Raw genomic sequence first — 16,369 nt, 5'->3', positions numbered from 1 at the left:
TATGGTGTCGTAGCTATCCCGAAGGGTAGCTATGCACTATACACTTTGTTACCAGCTTTATTTTTTAGTGCAATATGAGGAATCGAACCTCAGTCGCCCCTTGAACAAGAAACTGAAGATTTCTTCTCCGAGGGGGTATTTTACCATTAAACTATACTGCGTTTAAGTAATTCTATTTGCTTATCATTAACTGTCAGCGAATATTCAGATTGACAATACTTTACAAATTTTGAAATCACTCTTTGTGTTTTAATTCCATTTATTTTTTTCCGCAAAACGTCTTTAAATTTTGGGATTACTATTTTTTCGATTATTAAATTCTCTGTTAGTTTTTCCGTTACTACCTTGTCAATTTCGTTTGATATCCTTCTGAAAATATTTATTACATCAATTACTATACTGAATGTTAATTCATTTGCGTTGTCCTTGTTATTAAAATCAATACCTTGCAATCCACTCGGTAATTTTGAGTTCCAATATTCATTCAAGGTTTTTCCGTCAGATTTGATAAGTTTGTTTAAAGATTTGCTAATATTTTCAGTGTTACTATGAATCAATCGGTTCCTTTTAAGCCTTATATAATCGAGAGTAATTAATAATTCGGATTGAAGTTTCTCTTTTTTTACTTCGATTCGGTTAAAGGTTTTATCAATGAGCATAAAGTCATTATCAACATCTTCGATTTTTGATTCTAATGGTTGAATCTCATTGTCAACTGTTTTCGCAAATAAAAAGAGGTCTTTGAGGTAGCTTTCAAAATGAGTGTATATTAAGAGAAAAATCCCCTTAATTAATGACTCATTAGTTTTTGAATGCTCTTTGTCCAGTTCGCTAAATTTAATATTATGCTTTCTTTTGAAAGGATTGGTCTCAAAATAATCTTTAGTTAAGGTCTCAGGATTCTTTTCCAGAGTTTCAGAATAGTCGATATTGAATTGACTCCATACAAATGAATAATGAGTGAAACTGTTGTTCAACTCAGATAATGTTTTGTAAAAATCTCTTAGTTCTATCGTTTTCATCTATTGCTGGTAACGTGTTTGTATATGGTTTGTTGCGTGGTTAAGCACGTAATTTAGCAAATAAAAACCGAATAGAAAATCCGCGAGGATTTTCGTAAGTAGACTAGAACTAGCAATAAACTATATACGGTGTTGTGCACTGTTTTTATTTTTTTTCGACAACGTAATATGAAATAAAAACTTCATCTTCTTTCAATTCATCTTCATCATTAATTAATTCAAACTCGATTTTTTCTACATATTCAGGTTCAATTAATATCTCTGCCACTTCTTTTCTTTGAAAATCTCTAGCCAACAATTCCCACTCGAATACTATTTTGTCAGAGTCTGTTTTCGGTAAAAGTGATAATTCAAAATATGTGTTGTCTTTTTGAATTAAAGGTTTATTGTCTCTAGGTCGATAGGTAATTGTTTTTGATTCGTCATCAACAAATTCGGTCAGAGATAATTTTGGAAAAAGTGGTGTGCCTTCATCAAGTCTAGCAACACCTTCTAAAAATTTAATTCTTACTCTCCAATCTTCAATAACAACAGAACCGATATTTTCCATTACAAAATCGAAACTGCACCACGACTTATTTATTTTATTAGAATGAAATGGAAACAACGGATTAATTCCATCAAGTATAGACTTATGAGAATTTAAACTTTCCATTAAAATTTCGGATGTAGATTTTTTTGTGTGCTTAAACTTTGTGATTTCTTTTTCGAATATTGGGTTTAAAGTCAAATTATCCTCTAATTCGTTAAATGATACTCTGAAATCGAATTTTCCTTTTTGACCAATTCCGTGCTGATACCATTGATATGTATCTTGGTTTTCTTCTAATAGATCTACAATATCTTCCCAACAATAAAGTAGGATTTCAAATGAACCATTTTCTCTATTCTCAATATCCTTTAATCTAACAAATTGTTCAATTTTTGAATCTTTATTTTGAGTAGTTGCGATGATATAGACTTCTAATTCAGGTTTAAAAGTTTTAGCTTTTTGAATTTCAGTTATAATTTCTTTTTCAGTCAGTTTTGCTTTTATGTTTTCGTCTTTGCCTTTGGCTTGAATTCCCCAATATTTTGTCTCATTTTTAGGTATTCCGTAAACATCTACGCCTGCCTGTTCTTGTCCTAATCTTCCGTTCTTTTTTATTTTGTTAGGAATTCCCCAAATTTCTCCCCAAAGCTTTTTGCAAAGTGATTCAAAATCTTGCCAATTTTCAGGTTTCCCTATAGTTTTCTTCATTTCTCAAATAGTGCACAACTTGTTTACATTCGGAACTTTGTTCCTAGTATCTGTATGATTTGGTTGGCTATGCGGAATTTTTAATAAAATAAGTTCTGTTTATTTTTTCCAACTCTATAATATGCAATATAAATAAAAGAGATCTTATAACTCCTCAAAATCTCCTTTTTAAGAATTCCAACTTTTTAATTAATACTAGCAATAAATTATATATATTATTCCTTATCGCCATTTAAAAAAAGTTCACCTTCATAATGTTCTGTTGCTTCTTCTAAAGATGCAAATTCATGTTTGAAATCGGTAATAATTTCTCCATCATATCCCATGAAAGTTGAACGTACAGAAAATAATGATATTTCTTTGTTCTGTTTTTGTACTCCTTGGAATGTTAAACTTACGTCCTTTGTTCCGTCCTTTCTTTCAAATTCTCGATTGTATAATGAAGAGTTATTTTTCACCCATTTTGAATACTCCTTTTTAGAAACTTCTTTAGGTTCTTTCTTATCGTTAAGAATGAAATATTTTACCATAGCTTAATATTTAATTGGTACTTTTATATAACTCAAACATTCATTAGAATTTTGAATTTTCAAATGTAAAATAAAATTAAAAGTTAGCTCTATGGAAATCCGTATTAAAAGTAAGGGTTTACCCTATTTTTAATTCAATTAAAGTCTCTTGAGTAATTAATCTATAGTTATAAGTAATCTCTAGAAAACATTCTGTTGCACTTTGTTGCTGTTTGTTGCGTTTTGTTGCACCTTGTTGCAAAACTGTTGTACTTTTGTTGTGATGTTTTTTGAAAACCCAGTATTTATAGGAGTTTTCGAGGTGTTTTTCTTAAATATATTTTGTTGCGTTTTGTTGCTGATTGTTGTAATAAGAGTGTTTTTGTTGCAGAACTGTTGCACTTTTGTTGCTGTTTTGTTGCAACAAGGATGTTTTTGTTGCAAAACTGTTGCAGTTTGCAACAGACTAATTTATACTACACTTATTTTAATATTCTTTTACTTAAATCTTAGACATAAAAAAACACCTTAAAAAAAGTGTTTGTAGTAAATAATATTTATTGTTAAGCTTAGTTTTGCTGTATTCCATTTTTAGTCCCATATTGACTAATACCAAACTCTTCTTTATATTTTAATTCATTAAATATTGGATCTAAATCTTCTTTTAAAATCTCATTTAAACTCATCAACTCAAATAATTCCATACCAATCTTAGTTAGTTTTAATTTTCCTGGCATAACATCATTACTTGTTGTCATAAGTGTATTATTTGAATCAATTATACCTAGATTAATTAAATCAAAAATATCTTGTTTCAAAATGTCAAGTCCTAAACTAGAAGCCAAGTTTGGATACCATACATAAGGGTCTTGCATAAGATCATTAATATTATACAACTCAGCATTTCTCTTGTAAAATGAAATAATGCAAAACTTTCGATATGTAAAGCTTTCTGCTATTATTAAAATTTGATTAGCAGTCTCTGATGATATATTCGAATCAAAAATTGCTTTTTCATAAATCTTAGAGATATATTTAATTTTCTTTTCTTGGTATTGCTCTTTGCATTTGAGTATCACTCCTTCAAACAATTCTTCTGCGTTACTTCTTCCATTTAGGTTATTAAAGAAATCATCTTGTCTTATTTGTTCTCCTCTCTCGAATTTTTCAGATAATCCACTTAAAATATAAACTGTTGAAGCTGAAACACGAATTTCTTCTCTATTGGATAGTTGACGATTTACAATTTCTTTAATTCCATGAGTTATTGCAACACCTAATACTCCTCCGCCAATAGCTCCTAAAGGTCCACCTATAAGCCCTAAAGCTCCACCAATTCCACCACCAACTATATCAGTTCCCTTATCCAAATAATTCTTTAATTCTTCTCTGTTCATATAATTATGTCTAACTTGTTTATATAAGTATAAATTACGTTGTTATCTTCCTAGCTAATTTAGAAAAATTATTATTTACTACAATTATGTCAATGAACTTTTTAGCTTTTTAGTAGAGCTGATTAACTATAGTTTGTCTATTCTTTTATACGGATTACCATAAATTTAGTTTTATATCATTTAATACTTTTGAAAAAAGTACTTGAATTAATTAAAAATAGGGTAAACCCTTACTTTTATTACGGGTTTTAACAAAGTTAAGTTTAATTTATCTTTTACATTCGAGCGCTGAAAATTTATTAAAATTTAAATAGATTAAAAATTTCACGAATTTATGTCAACAAAAAAAAAGAAACCTTAGCGTTTATTATTAAATAATTAATATTGGTATTCGTGCTAAAAAAAAATAATTTCAAACCATATAACATATATACGATATATCAACAATAGGCATATACAATTGTTAGGCATAATAAATAACACGATCTGAACTGAAAACAATTAAATGGGAATAAAAAAAATAATAATTGGTGCGTGCCAAGCCTTCATACTCTTTTTAATTGGAGTTTATATTGAATCAATTGCAAGTAAAGAATTATTACTAACCAAAGGATTGCTGGATGATGGTTTGAGAAAATATATTTTGGACAGTCCTAAGACAATTTTAGCAATTCTAGGGGGGATAAATATTATTCTATATGTATTATCTCATGGTTTAAAAGAATCGAAGGAGATAAGAAACATGTATAATAATATCTGTCAACTATTATTCGATCAATTCATTACACCAGACACTACCCTTTCGAATTCAAAATATAGGGTTAGTTTTTTTAAAGCGAAAAAGGGCTTTATGTTTAGACAAGAAAAATACTTTCTTCCAGAATTCAGAACTTATTTAAGAAATGTTGGAAGGTATCAAACTAGGCAAGAAATGAAGTTATCAAGAGTAAAATTTCTACCGGATGAAGGTGTTGTTGGTTCTTGTTATAAAATTGGAGAAATAATTCAAGAAAGGATTCCTAAAAATACGACAAGTGATATTATCAAATACTGTAATATTCAAAAGAACCGTTTGAGTCTTCCTTTACATAAAGCAAAAAAGTTGAATGACAAATCAATTTCCTATTTGGCTTGTCCTATTAAATATTTTGGTTCCGAGGATTTATATGGAGTTATAATTATTGACTCCTTGGATAACAATGGTCTAGATAACGTAGACTTCAGAAAAATTGAAGATGTAGTTTCAAATTATAGTGTGTTTTTTAATTCTAACAGCAAATAATATGGAATTTCAAGACATAACAAATTTGCAGAATTTTATAAATGTTGAATTCAGAAAAATACTGAAACTGAAACTTGATGATAAAATTTACAATGTTGCAATAAGCAAAGATCATATCCCACAGATAAAAAATGTGGAATTAGATGATACAAAATTTGTCATTTCCTTCACAAGTGAACCAATAGAAGAAATTCAATTTATAAATGGAATTAATCAATCTGAAAACGGGGAAATCAGAGCTGTTAATTTTTCCCACTTTAATAGTTCAAGACAAGAAATCAATCAACGAATTATGAGTGTTATTAATGAATTATCAGAATCTAATAAGGACCAAGTTGTTTTAAAGCATAAACAATTGCGTATTGCTCATGCGCTAATAGAAATAATTAAAAATATGCCTAACAAAACCTAAACTGCATTAAAACGCAGTTTAGCCAAAACGTTTACATTAATTAAAATGAACGACTGTCTAAAATCTAAAAAAATGGCAATTCAATCAGAGGAATTGCTTTCAAGTTACAATGAAGATAAAATAACATATTCTGATTTAAGAAAATCAATAGAACAAATTGTTGAAGAATTAAATGGAATTATACCTGTTAAATGCTACGATTGTGGAAATTGTTTAGATTTTGCTTACTACGAAGATTTATTACAAAACATAATAGAGAATAATGGAGATAAAAAAGATTTAGCAGAAAAATTACAATTTTGGAAAAAAGCTAAAAACACAGATGAAATAATAGATAATATAACAATAGGTAGAGCTCAAATACCACCAAAATCATCAATTAACACAAACACAGAATCTACTGTTTATTTAGATTTTAATTTATTCGACAGAATAGATAGAGGAATACCAATACCAGAAATAGAAACATCAAAAGATCTTATTTATTGTTATTCCCCAATCCATTTGGAAGAAACTCATAGAATGAAAGATGATGAAAAAATTCAAATTAGAATTGAGACAATACGGAGTTTTACTAAAAATAATTTTATATTAAACGTAGATGATAAATTAGATTTTTATTGTGAAGACCCAAAGGAATCCTATAAAATAGCTTTAACCAATACTTCAGTAAATAAATATTTAGAGGAGAATAGAATTATAAAACAAAAAGATAAAAACATATATTGGGAAAAAATATCTGGAGGAAAATTTAATATTAAAACAGGAAATAGTAAAGAAATATTTAGTGAAATAACTGAACTTGAATTAAACAAACTATTACTTTTTTCAGGTTATCAAAAAACTATTTCAGAATTTAAAATAGAAAACTGTACTTTTTCTGAAATTCAAAATGTAATACATTCATTATATAATGTTTTAGACAATTTAGGATATAAAACAGATAAAAATGAAAGGACAATAAAAAGTTCTTTATATGATATTGACCATCTTGTATATGCATCTTGTTCTGACTTTTTCATCACTGATGACAAAAAAATGAAATTAAGAGCCAAACAAATTTATGATTTCCTAAAGATTAAAACGAAAATAATAGGATAATAACTATAGTTTTAAACCACCTTGCAACAGACAGTAACAAAATAGCAACAAAAGCGCAACAGTTCTGCAACAAAAACACTCTTGTTGCAACAGAAAATAAACAGTATATAAATAAAAAACCCACTCAAAAGATTGAGTGGGAAAATTGCTATGAAAAAGAAGTCTTATGACGTCTCGATAATACTGTATAATTATAATACTTATTATTCTATAATTTTTAAACCACCTTGCAATAAAAACTCAACAATTTTGCAACAAGATGTAACAAAATGTCTTCTAGATATTACTCATAACTATAGATTTTAACAACGTATTTGTATAAAATTAGTTACGTATTTCAAGTACCTAAGTTAGCAAATAAACACAGATAACAAGTCCGCAAGGACTTTCGTAAGTAGTCTAAAACCAGCAATTAATTTTATACGGTGTTGGGGAAGTTACTTTTTTAACCTACAAATCTTAACAAATTCAAATCCTAAATTCGTTAATTTTATTGTTTCACTGTCATAAACTTCTATATCTATATCCAAAGATGTATCTTCTGGATCAGTGTATGACTTTTCAGCGTTATAAACTTCTACTTCTGGGTCCCATTTAATAACTCCTAAAGTAGTTAAATTAGAAATCATTAATTCTAATTCGGCAATGCTAATTTTTCTTTTCTTTGAAATATCTGTTAGTAAAAATGAAAACCATTTCAATGGATAATCTTCTAATTCTTTCTTTTTTATTGAAGGATAGAGACTTGGTGTTCTATTATCGTTTTGGAATCTTTTAAGTCTTTTTTGTATAAAATAATCATATAAGAAATCTATTAATTGCGCTTCTTCATTCGATATTTTACTAATTATTTCGATTGAATTTTGTTTAAGTAGAGTTTGTCCTTCTATTTTTACAATATTAGTTATTAATTTGGCCCATCTTTCTTGTAATTCTATATTCTCTTCTAAGGAACTTAGCTGAACTAAAGGCGCTAGAACTTTAAGGTTTACTTGTTTTGGGTCAAAACCTAATTTTTCGATATGCTCTTGGGCTTTTGTTAAAATTTTAATTTGATTTTTAAACCTTCTTAATCGAAAATTATCAGCAAATGTTTCGGAAATTTGAGAAACTGAAGGGCCAAGAACAGCCTTAATTACTTTTTCACCTTTATCAAGAAGTTGTTTGGGTAAATTTAATTCTTTAGCTATTTCACTTAATTCCCCCATGTTTTCAATGTTTTTTTAATTGTCTCTAACGGTTTTGTATAAGATTAGTATAGGAGGTATACAATTCGTAAATTATTAGCTGAACCTCAGGCTTATACTTATTTTGCACTTTTTCTTTGTTGACCTAAAAATACTCAAAATAAGAATAAGTAACATTATGAAAAAACACAAAACTTTGGATTAAGCACTAAAACCCGTATTAATTATAGCCACTGTTAGGCTTAGTTATTTTTCTACTACTTCTAATTCAGATGTTAAATATTTTTGATTTGAATGTGTACTTTCTGTTGATGTGAAAAATTCAAACTCAATTTTTTCTTCAAAAAAACTTTTATTAATAGGAATAATCTTTAGCCTTCTCCAAGAATTAGGCATTATAGGTTCATATTCAGAGCCTATTTCGAATTTATTATTTTGGATTGTAATTGTCCTTGTTATTTTATTTGAAAAAGGTATCTCAAAAAAATCCGATAGAGAGTTTTTTTCGAGATTAGTAAAGTCTATATGTTTGAATGCTGATTTTTCAATTTGCAAAAAACAATTTAAATAATTTACCATAATGTTACCAGTGTTTTCAACGGCAATTACCAATTCATAATCATAAGCTCTTAATTTAGTTAACTGTTTTATTAAGTAATCAGGTTTTTTTTGAATAAATATTTTTTCCTGAATAATAGGTTTATTATATCTATTAACTAAAGACTTTATTTCCCAATCGTCCATTTTTACTGATTGAAATTCAAATCTTTTATAATATCGTTTATCATTTGCTTGATGAACAGTTGTACTTTCTTGAAAATCAATTGCAACTACAAATTGATTTTCATTAATGTCAATTTCGTATATTTTATAATTTTGAATTCTTGGTTGTATTCTAGAATTCATTATTTGTTCCATCCATTCGACAGATATTTTACTTTTATCGATTGGTGATAATTTCTTGGCTTTTCCTTTATTATTTCCTTTTGGAAACTCTTGAATTCCATAAATTATTATTCCTCCGCTAGAATTAGCAATAGCAGTAATATCTTTAGTGAACTCATTTATATCTTCTTCTTGTTTTCTAGCTAAGTTATATAATGCTTCAGCTTGTTTAAACTCAAGAGTATTACTTTCTCTGACCTTATTTTCAATTATATTTTCAATGTCTTTTCTAGTCATTTTTTCTAATTAAGCCTAACGTTGTTGTGCATGAAACGTAGCGTATAAAAAGACGCTAATTTTTCGGATTAACACAGAGCCGAATTTTTATATTTTGTTTTTAATTTTTCTCTTTTTAAAAAGTTAAATTTAAAAATTTGACGGACTTTATAAATATACACAAACCTTTCGGATAAGCACTTATTAGCTATGTTTTATACACCTTTTCTACATCGTTTTTATTCCGAGTTTTGTTCTATAATGTTCGGGATAAACTTGTGCTTGTTTATCGTTTTCTATTAATGTATTAAACCAATCCAATTTTCTATTAAGTAAGTTAATCATCATTGATATTCCTCCAAAGTCAAATTGAAAAATTAAATTATCATCATCAAGCTCCAAAAATGCTAACTTACAATGCGCTTTTTTTAATCTATATTTATCATAGAAAGTCGGAACACTTTTAAATTTCTGAATTTCATATTTACTTGTTGTAAAAGGCCAATCTTTATTTTCTTTAGTCGTTAAATAGTTTTTTAAGTCCGTAAAATCGTATTTATTAAAAACCTTATTTTGGGATTTATAAATTGATTCCAAACCAATACTTAAAAGTAATTTTGAAGTAGCTACCTCACTTTTGTCAAAAGTTGGAACTACTACCTGAAAAGTTCCTTTTTCAGAATCGTAATTTCTAGAATTGTTTTTGTCAACTCCTTTAATTGTCAAAAATGTTTTTCGAAAGTTTCTATCTCCCTCAATAATCAACTCGTTTACTTTCCCTTTTGAGTTCTTTCCTTTTTTAGTAACAACTCCAAGTCGAGCTCTTTCCATTGCAAAAACAGAACTTGTTAAAGCCTTTCCTTCAAAAGTCGAAAATCTACTATTACACTCATCACAAACAGCACCTTTTGGAAGAGTATAGAAATTATTTCCGAATGATTCAGGAACTATATGCTCAATTGATTTGGCTTCATTTTCATTATCGCAAAAAATACATTTCATTTATTTTGTCTGGGTGTTTCTTCAAATGATGTAGAACGTCTCTGTATATGAAACGTAGCGTGTAAAAAGGCGCTTTCGTTTCGGATTATACACGAGCCGAATTTTTAATTTTTTTTATCTTAATTTTCTCAAAAAGCTAAATTTTTAAATTTGGCGGTCTTAGTAAATATGCAAAAACCTTTCGGAAAGCCTATAATAGCTATGTTTTATATACATTGTTAGTGTTAGTTTTTATTTATCCAATTCTAATGCTTCAGCTATTTTCTTTACAAATTTTGATACTTCATCGATTAAGTTTACTATTTCAATGTCGTTAACCGGAACAGGTTTTCCCTCTTTCGTCATTCCGTTTCGATGCACAAGGTCGTGTCTTAGCATCACATATTTATAAACTTCTCCAATAGAAGGGAATTCAATTTTGAACGTACTTTTAAACATTAAACTGACAGAAGGAAGATTATGATAAATTGTATCAAGCATTACTTTCTTAGCAGTCTCTTCTATTACTTCGTATTCTTTAAAGATTTCTCTAAGTTCAAATTTATTTGTTTTAAATTTTGGATGACTTGATATGAAATTTTTCAAATATTCTTTATTCTCAAGTGTCAATTTGATAAAAACCTCAGATAGGAAAGTTTCCATTGTCCCTATTACTCCAATAAATAATTGGCGATTTAAGATTTTCTCTAATTCTGGATTTTCAATTTTTAATGTAAGTAAAGATGAGAGATTCGAAATTTCATCGTTAAACTTCGTTAAGTGATTTTCATTTTCAGAAAAAGCTTCAAATTCTTCTTCGTAGTAATGATCTTCATTTAATTCATAAGGCTGTAGATAAATTCTAACACCATCAGACAAGTTTTTTATTTTTTTTAATATTACAGGATTGCTATTTTTTATATCGAATTCAACTCGATAATTATACAATAATCCGTCTGAGCTTTCATCTTCTTCAATGTCATATACAAGTTCGTCAAGTTCGTGAATTGTTAAACCCAAATGCTCCGCTAATTTAAAATCAGCAGGTCTTTCTTGCATATCTATCATTAAGTCACTAAAATATCCCATTTGATTTCGTTCAGTTTTGCAATTAACACTAACTTGTTTATATGCGGAACTTTATTCCTTATATTTATCTAATTTGGTTGGCTATGCGGGATTTTTAATAAAATAAGTTCCGTTTATTTTCTCCAACTTTATAATATGCAATATAAATAAAGGAGATGTTATAATTCCTCAAAATCTCCTTTTTAAGAAATCCTATCATAATTTCTATTGTTTTTAGATAATACTATAAAGCGTTTTAATTTTTTCCGGTTAATTGTAATCTCCATTGAAAGAACGGTCCTATTTCTTCACTATTAGAGTCAACTCTGTTATTACTAGAAATTGGTATACCTATTCTAAATTGGTTTTTCGGATTTATCTTAAACTCCACATAAGGTGTTAAACCTATTGTTTTCAAGATGCCATCTGCGCAATCACTATTGTCACTTGCGTTACACTTTAAATATTCAAATGCTAACCCTGTATGTATAGATGATACAAAAAGACTTTCTAAATAGTTTTTACTGGTTTTATAATTCTTATCTAATATCCAAGTTCTGAAACCTATTGCAGTACTTAAACCTACATATGGCTGTAACTCATTTTCTGCTTCAGCCGTAGCTCTTTTTTCTATATAATAGCTTGTAATACTGTATCCCCAAACTTCATTAACAATATGTGTGAATCCCAAAGACAAATTTTGCTGTTGCAAACTATACTCGTTATCATTAAGATTATCATTATCTAAATCGACATCATCACTACCCAAAACACTAAAAAATGATAGGTTACCACCAAATGTAATTTTGACGCTATTTTCTTGTAATGCTTTGAAGTATTCAAGTGCTAATTCTCTATCTAATTTCTTTTTTGATTCCTCAATATAGGACTTATATAGCTCTTTGAAGTATAAATAATCATCTAGAGTTAATCCATTTTTATCAAAGTCTTTTTTGTTCTTAGATGGAATAAAACCTACAGTTGGTTGTGTTTCTAAAAGATTTACTATTTTGTTAAGAAAAGCAATCATTTTATCAGATAACTTATAGATACCCTGAGAACTTTTGCTAGATTCAATATCCTTTTTAAGAACAGCCACAAATTCTTTATTAATCATTTTATTTGAACGGATAGCATTAGCTTGAATAACCTGTCTACCTATACTTCTTCCCCTTTTTGAATTATGCATTGAATTATCCCAAGTGAACCCTAATCCAAAAGTAGAGATACCGTTTTTTTGAGCTAAGTTTAATTTTGTATTTCTTAGAAAGCTATCCCAATACGTTTCATTTGCTGAAATGTTTTTCAACTGAAAAGGTGCAAAAATCACTTTCTGTAAGTCGTTATCTTTTGAAAATTGAATATTAGTACTTAGTAATTCAAATGAATTAAGACTAATATCATTAAATATATTGGCGTCTGCATTTAATCCTGTATAAGAATCATGTGTATGATTTAAAGGTAAATCATCTATTGTGGATGCATTATTTTGACCTTTTACAGAATAAAAGGTTAAAATAAAACAACAGATTAATTGAGTTTTCTTTAAAGTTTTGATTGCCATAATTTTCTTGGTTTTAATTCTTTTTTTTCATCTTCTGCTGGTTTTGTTTTATGAGCTATATGGTCAGTGTCATTGATAACAAAAACTTTCATTTCTGGAATTATCAGATTTGTGCTTGGGTTGTATATCCTAAAATGAATTTTGAAATCGTTTGTATCAAGGTTTCCAATTGGTACCGTAATCGCTCCATCAAAATCTGAAATAGGTTGACTTATCAAAGAATGAAAGTTTCCATTAATCTCTATTAGTAAACCTAGAAGAACAATTTCCGTGTTATTAGTCCATCTTAAAAGATAAGTGTAGTGTTTAAAAAGTAAAATATCATTTAAATCAGATTTAATTGTTTCTGAATTAATATCCAAATTGAAGTATTGTTTTGAATACATAATTGATTGAGTTTTTTATTTAGTGAAATTTCACTTAGTGTCTAATTTTGTTGGGTATACGGAATTTTTAATAAAAGAAGTTCCGTTTATTTTTTCCAACTCTATAACATGTTATATAAATAAATGAGATGTTACAATTCTTCAAAATCTCCTAGCTTAAGAAATTTAATCATAAACTACTATAATTTTCATGGAGTTTTCAAACCTTACTAATGTAAAATAAAAATGAGATTTAACACTACGAAAAACCATATTAAAAGTAAGGTTTTACCCTATTTTTAATAAGGTTAAAATCCTCTTGTGTATTCTATACTTATCAACATTTTTAGAACTTAAATCTATCGTTTTTAAACCATCTTGCAACAAGATGCAACAAGATGCAACAGCTTGCAACAAAGCGCAACAAAATATACCTAAAGAGAACGTTTCGTAAACCCTTATAAATACTGGGTTTTTTAAAAATATCACAACAAAAATGCAACAGTTTGAAACAAGATGAAACAAAACACAACAAAGTGCAACAGAATGTTTTCTAGAGGTTACTTATAACTACAATCTTAAAATCGCCTTGCAACAAAACTGTTGGGAAACTGCAACAAAAATATTTTAAGAGGACACTATACAAACACCTATAATTACTGATTTTTTTCAAACTGCAACAAAACTGTTGCAAAAAAATTAATAGACTAATTTATACTATAGTTTTTTAACCACCCTGCAACAAAACTGCAACAGTTTGCAACAAAACGCAACAAACAGCAACAGAATGTTTTCTATAGTTTAATTACATAATAGACTTTAGGTTTTATAAGAATAGGGTAAAACCTTACTTTTAATATGGATTTCCGTAGAATTAATTTTTATTTTTATTTTACATTCGTGAGCTTGAAAATTCAGGTAATTATTATAAATCTGTAAGGTCATGATTTTTAGCAAACTAAAACTACTGTAGGAATAACTTAAAAAATGGATAAACTAATAGAAAGATTACTTAATTTATTCGAAAATAAATCAATTTCCTTCAGTTTAAGAACTTCAATATTTATCATCTCAATATTTGTTATTACTGCTTGTGACTATTATCTTAATTTTTCTTATGACTATCATTTGAGTAAGAAAATTGAAAAATTAGAATCTATAGATAAACTTAAGAAAATATATAAAAATGATTCTATAAAAATGTCAAAAATAAATGAATTAGAAATTCAAATATTTAATAGAAAACATTACTCTGATCGGTTAAAAAACCTAGATTTAAGTCAAATAAATCCCTTTAAAGAATCAGATATTCTTACAATTAAAAAAACAGAGATTAAAAAAGATGATATAAATAAAAATGTTAAAGTTCGATCTAGTTTATGGATGATATTGTCCTCTAATTATTTTTTTATTCTTATCATTATTGTTTTAATTATATTACCTTTTACTAACTCTGTACATAGAGATGTTCCAAATATTTTAGGATCAATTGCAGGGATTATCATTTTAATAGGTATTATTTCTTTAGTTACTTGGATTGCTTACAAAATCCCCCTGATTTACAATAGACCATATTTAAATTACATTTTAAATTTTATTTTACATTCACCTTTTTTAATCTCTATTTACGCTGCAAATAAAAAGAGCGTATATCAAGCAGGTACTTAAAAATTTAATAAATGAATCATATTAATATTATAATAAACCCTAGATTTAGCAAACATTCATTGGTAAACATTGTAGGTAAATCCCCAGAAAAGATGTGTGCTGACTTAAATTTTAAATATTCAGATTCAAATATAGAAAATGACTTTTACAGAATAGTATACTCAAAAAAAATTAATGGAGATATTTCTCTTATTTCATCTAAATTAGAAAATTTATTATCTAAATATAAATCACCTAAGAGTAGTTCATTTTATGAAATAGAAGGGAGTTTAGCAATAGAGATTATAGAAAATGAGTTTTTTAAAAATATGCTTTCTGATAGTGATTTAATAAATTGGTGGAGTTCACTCAATATAGGATGGAAATATACCTTCAAAAAGAGAATACACAAGCAATTTGAACTAAATGAGTCAGAAGCTAATTTGTGTAAAATATCCATTAAAGAACTAAGAGAAATACTACTTATTGATAGACTAAGTATATGGAGAGAAGAAATTAAATTTTTGGAACCTCTTAAGTTCTTAAGACAATTAAAACAAATTAATTGTAGTATCTCAGAGATATCAGACTTAGAACCATTATCTGAACTTTATAATTTAGAAGAGCTAAACATAGTAGATACTAAAGTTGAATCGTTAAAAGCTATTTCAAATCTATTAAATTTAAAAAAAATATATTGCTTTAGGACTAAGGTTACTTCAATTAATCACATAGCACACTTTAGAAAATTAGAAATAATTTACATAGACAATTGTATACCTATAGATGAAATTAAATTAATAACAAAACACAACCCTAATTGTAAAATAAATTATACTTGATATTGAATAAAGTATAGTTATAAGTAATCTCTAGAAAACATTCTGTTGCACTTTGTTGCTGTTTGTTGCACCTTGTTGCAAACTGTTGCACTTTTGTTGTGATATTTTTAAAAAACCCAGTATTTATAGTGGGTTTCGGGGTATTCTCCTTAAATATATTTTGTTGCTCTTTGTTGCAAACTGTTGCGTTTTGTTGCACCTTGTTGCAAAACTGTTGCACTTTTGTTGCTGTTCTGTTGCAACAGAGGTTTTTTTTGTTGCAAAACTGTTGCGCTTTTGTTGCTGTTTTGTTGCAACAGAGGTTTTTTGTTGCAAAACTGTTGCACTTTTGTTGCAGTTTTGTTGCAACAGAGGTTTTTTGTTGCAAAACTGTTGCACTTCTGTTGCTGTTTTGTTGCAACAGAAGTTTTTTTGTTGCAAAACTGTTGCACTTTTGTTGCTGTTTTGTTGCAACAGAGGTTTTTTGTTGCAAAACTGTTGCGCTTTTGTTGCTGTTTTGTTGCAACAAGGATATTTTTGTTGCAGTCTGTTGCAAGGCTATTTAAAGACTGAACTTAAAAAAGTTCTTGTAAATCATTAGATTCTATAAAT

Annotated in this window: 16 protein-coding genes and 1 tRNA gene; 5 read left to right on the top strand and 12 right to left on the bottom strand. The window is 27.8% G+C overall.

The genetic code is table 11. The annotated features are described in order from the left end of the window. Window positions 1-67 precede the first annotated feature (67 nt). The 5 genes from Q0881_RS16760 to Q0881_RS16740 all read right to left on the bottom strand — a co-directional run bounded on the left by Q0881_RS16760 (window position 68) and on the right by Q0881_RS16740 (window position 4,168). Window positions 68-161, bottom strand: a tRNA-OTHER gene (locus Q0881_RS16760). Then, the gene (locus tag Q0881_RS16755; protein WP_299162833.1) at window positions 147-1,022 is read right to left on the bottom strand and encodes a hypothetical protein; all 876 of its coding nucleotides are present in this window, start codon (window positions 1,020-1,022) and stop codon (window positions 147-149) included. The genes Q0881_RS16760 and Q0881_RS16755 overlap by 15 nt, the downstream gene beginning before the upstream one ends. A gap of 145 nt (window positions 1,023-1,167) precedes the next feature. Continuing rightward, on the bottom strand, window positions 1,168-2,262 hold the full coding sequence (locus Q0881_RS16750; protein WP_299162831.1) for a hypothetical protein: 1,095 nt from the start codon (window positions 2,260-2,262) through the stop codon (window positions 1,168-1,170). 215 nt (window positions 2,263-2,477) lie between these two features. Then, complete coding sequence (locus tag Q0881_RS16745; RefSeq protein WP_299162828.1) at window positions 2,478-2,792, bottom strand: hypothetical protein; 315 nt, start codon at window positions 2,790-2,792, stop codon at window positions 2,478-2,480. A 548-nt stretch (window positions 2,793-3,340) separates the two neighbouring features. Further along, window positions 3,341-4,168, bottom strand: coding sequence for a hypothetical protein (locus Q0881_RS16740; RefSeq protein ID WP_299162825.1), 828 nt, complete (start codon window positions 4,166-4,168; stop codon window positions 3,341-3,343). 505 nt (window positions 4,169-4,673) lie between these two features. Between Q0881_RS16740 and Q0881_RS16735 the strand changes: the two genes are divergently transcribed. Genes Q0881_RS16735 through Q0881_RS16725 form a run of 3 tightly spaced genes read left to right on the top strand, consistent with a single transcriptional unit; the run spans window position 4,674 to window position 6,963 of the window. Continuing rightward, window positions 4,674-5,450, top strand: coding sequence for a hypothetical protein (locus Q0881_RS16735; protein ID WP_299162823.1), 777 nt, complete (start codon window positions 4,674-4,676; stop codon window positions 5,448-5,450). A gap of 1 nt (window position 5,451) precedes the next feature. After that, entirely contained in the window at window positions 5,452-5,862 is a 411-nt protein-coding gene (locus Q0881_RS16730) for a hypothetical protein (protein WP_299162820.1), read from the top strand. 45 nt (window positions 5,863-5,907) lie between these two features. Next, complete coding sequence (locus Q0881_RS16725; RefSeq protein WP_299162817.1) at window positions 5,908-6,963, top strand: hypothetical protein; 1,056 nt, start codon at window positions 5,908-5,910, stop codon at window positions 6,961-6,963. A 437-nt stretch (window positions 6,964-7,400) separates the two neighbouring features. Here the strand turns inward: Q0881_RS16725 and Q0881_RS16720 are convergent, their stop codons facing one another. The 6 genes from Q0881_RS16720 to Q0881_RS16695 all read right to left on the bottom strand — a co-directional run bounded on the left by Q0881_RS16720 (window position 7,401) and on the right by Q0881_RS16695 (window position 13,310). Continuing rightward, window positions 7,401-8,171 (bottom strand): Abi-alpha family protein, encoded by a 771-nt coding sequence (locus Q0881_RS16720; protein ID WP_299162815.1) that lies wholly within the window; start codon window positions 8,169-8,171, stop codon window positions 7,401-7,403. A gap of 225 nt (window positions 8,172-8,396) precedes the next feature. Beyond that, the gene (locus tag Q0881_RS16715) at window positions 8,397-9,332 is read right to left on the bottom strand and encodes an ATP-binding protein (protein ID WP_299162813.1); all 936 of its coding nucleotides are present in this window, start codon (window positions 9,330-9,332) and stop codon (window positions 8,397-8,399) included. Window positions 9,333-9,539: 207 nt separating this feature from the next. Further along, a complete protein-coding gene (locus Q0881_RS16710; protein WP_299162811.1) occupies window positions 9,540-10,313 on the bottom strand; it encodes an HNH endonuclease in 774 nt (257 codons plus the stop codon). 231 nt (window positions 10,314-10,544) lie between these two features. After that, window positions 10,545-11,381, bottom strand: coding sequence for a HEPN domain-containing protein (locus Q0881_RS16705; RefSeq protein ID WP_299162809.1), 837 nt, complete (start codon window positions 11,379-11,381; stop codon window positions 10,545-10,547). 235 nt (window positions 11,382-11,616) lie between these two features. After that, the gene (locus Q0881_RS16700; RefSeq protein ID WP_299162807.1) at window positions 11,617-12,924 is read right to left on the bottom strand and encodes a hypothetical protein; all 1,308 of its coding nucleotides are present in this window, start codon (window positions 12,922-12,924) and stop codon (window positions 11,617-11,619) included. Next, window positions 12,906-13,310, bottom strand: coding sequence for a hypothetical protein (locus Q0881_RS16695; protein WP_299162805.1), 405 nt, complete (start codon window positions 13,308-13,310; stop codon window positions 12,906-12,908). Before Q0881_RS16695 ends, Q0881_RS16700 begins: the two co-directional genes overlap by 19 nt. Window positions 13,311-14,276: 966 nt before the next feature. Between Q0881_RS16695 and Q0881_RS16690 the strand changes: the two genes are divergently transcribed. After that, window positions 14,277-14,957, top strand: coding sequence for a hypothetical protein (locus Q0881_RS16690; RefSeq protein WP_299162802.1), 681 nt, complete (start codon window positions 14,277-14,279; stop codon window positions 14,955-14,957). Between the two features lie 11 nt (window positions 14,958-14,968). Next, window positions 14,969-15,778: a hypothetical protein gene (locus Q0881_RS16685; protein ID WP_299162799.1), complete on the top strand. Its 810-nt coding sequence runs from the start codon at window positions 14,969-14,971 to the stop codon at window positions 15,776-15,778. On the opposite strand, the gene Q0881_RS16680 is transcribed toward Q0881_RS16685, so the two are convergent. After that, window positions 15,753-16,313, bottom strand: a complete 561-nt coding sequence (locus Q0881_RS16680) for a hypothetical protein (protein WP_299162796.1) — start codon at window positions 16,311-16,313, stop codon at window positions 15,753-15,755. The genes Q0881_RS16685 and Q0881_RS16680 overlap by 26 nt on opposite strands. Between the last annotated feature and the right edge of the window lie 56 nt (window positions 16,314-16,369).

The sequence above is a fragment of the uncultured Tenacibaculum sp. genome, assembly GCF_947494125.1.
Lineage (GTDB): Bacteria > Bacteroidota > Bacteroidia > Flavobacteriales > Flavobacteriaceae > Polaribacter.
This window is presented reverse-complemented; position numbering and strand designations above follow the sequence as displayed.

Excerpts from the sequence above, each read along its gene's own strand:
- Q0881_RS16755 (WP_299162833.1), bottom strand. The coding sequence starts at position 1,022 with ATGAAAACGATAGAACTAAGAGATTTTTACAAAACATTATCTGAGTTG.
- Q0881_RS16750 (WP_299162831.1), bottom strand. The coding sequence starts at position 2,262 with ATGAAGAAAACTATAGGGAAACCTGAAAATTGGCAAGATTTTGAATCA.
- Q0881_RS16745 (WP_299162828.1), bottom strand. The coding sequence starts at position 2,792 with ATGGTAAAATATTTCATTCTTAACGATAAGAAAGAACCTAAAGAAGTT.
- Q0881_RS16740 (WP_299162825.1), bottom strand. The coding sequence starts at position 4,168 with ATGAACAGAGAAGAATTAAAGAATTATTTGGATAAGGGAACTGATATA.
- Q0881_RS16735 (WP_299162823.1), top strand. The coding sequence starts at position 4,674 with ATGGGAATAAAAAAAATAATAATTGGTGCGTGCCAAGCCTTCATACTC.
- Q0881_RS16730 (WP_299162820.1), top strand. The coding sequence starts at position 5,452 with ATGGAATTTCAAGACATAACAAATTTGCAGAATTTTATAAATGTTGAA.
- Q0881_RS16725 (WP_299162817.1), top strand. The coding sequence starts at position 5,908 with ATGAACGACTGTCTAAAATCTAAAAAAATGGCAATTCAATCAGAGGAA.
- Q0881_RS16720 (WP_299162815.1), bottom strand. The coding sequence starts at position 8,171 with ATGGGGGAATTAAGTGAAATAGCTAAAGAATTAAATTTACCCAAACAA.
- Q0881_RS16715 (WP_299162813.1), bottom strand. The coding sequence starts at position 9,332 with ATGACTAGAAAAGACATTGAAAATATAATTGAAAATAAGGTCAGAGAA.
- Q0881_RS16710 (WP_299162811.1), bottom strand. The coding sequence starts at position 10,313 with ATGAAATGTATTTTTTGCGATAATGAAAATGAAGCCAAATCAATTGAG.
- Q0881_RS16705 (WP_299162809.1), bottom strand. The coding sequence starts at position 11,381 with ATGGGATATTTTAGTGACTTAATGATAGATATGCAAGAAAGACCTGCT.
- Q0881_RS16700 (WP_299162807.1), bottom strand. The coding sequence starts at position 12,924 with ATGGCAATCAAAACTTTAAAGAAAACTCAATTAATCTGTTGTTTTATT.
- Q0881_RS16695 (WP_299162805.1), bottom strand. The coding sequence starts at position 13,310 with ATGTATTCAAAACAATACTTCAATTTGGATATTAATTCAGAAACAATT.
- Q0881_RS16690 (WP_299162802.1), top strand. The coding sequence starts at position 14,277 with ATGGATAAACTAATAGAAAGATTACTTAATTTATTCGAAAATAAATCA.
- Q0881_RS16685 (WP_299162799.1), top strand. The coding sequence starts at position 14,969 with ATGAATCATATTAATATTATAATAAACCCTAGATTTAGCAAACATTCA.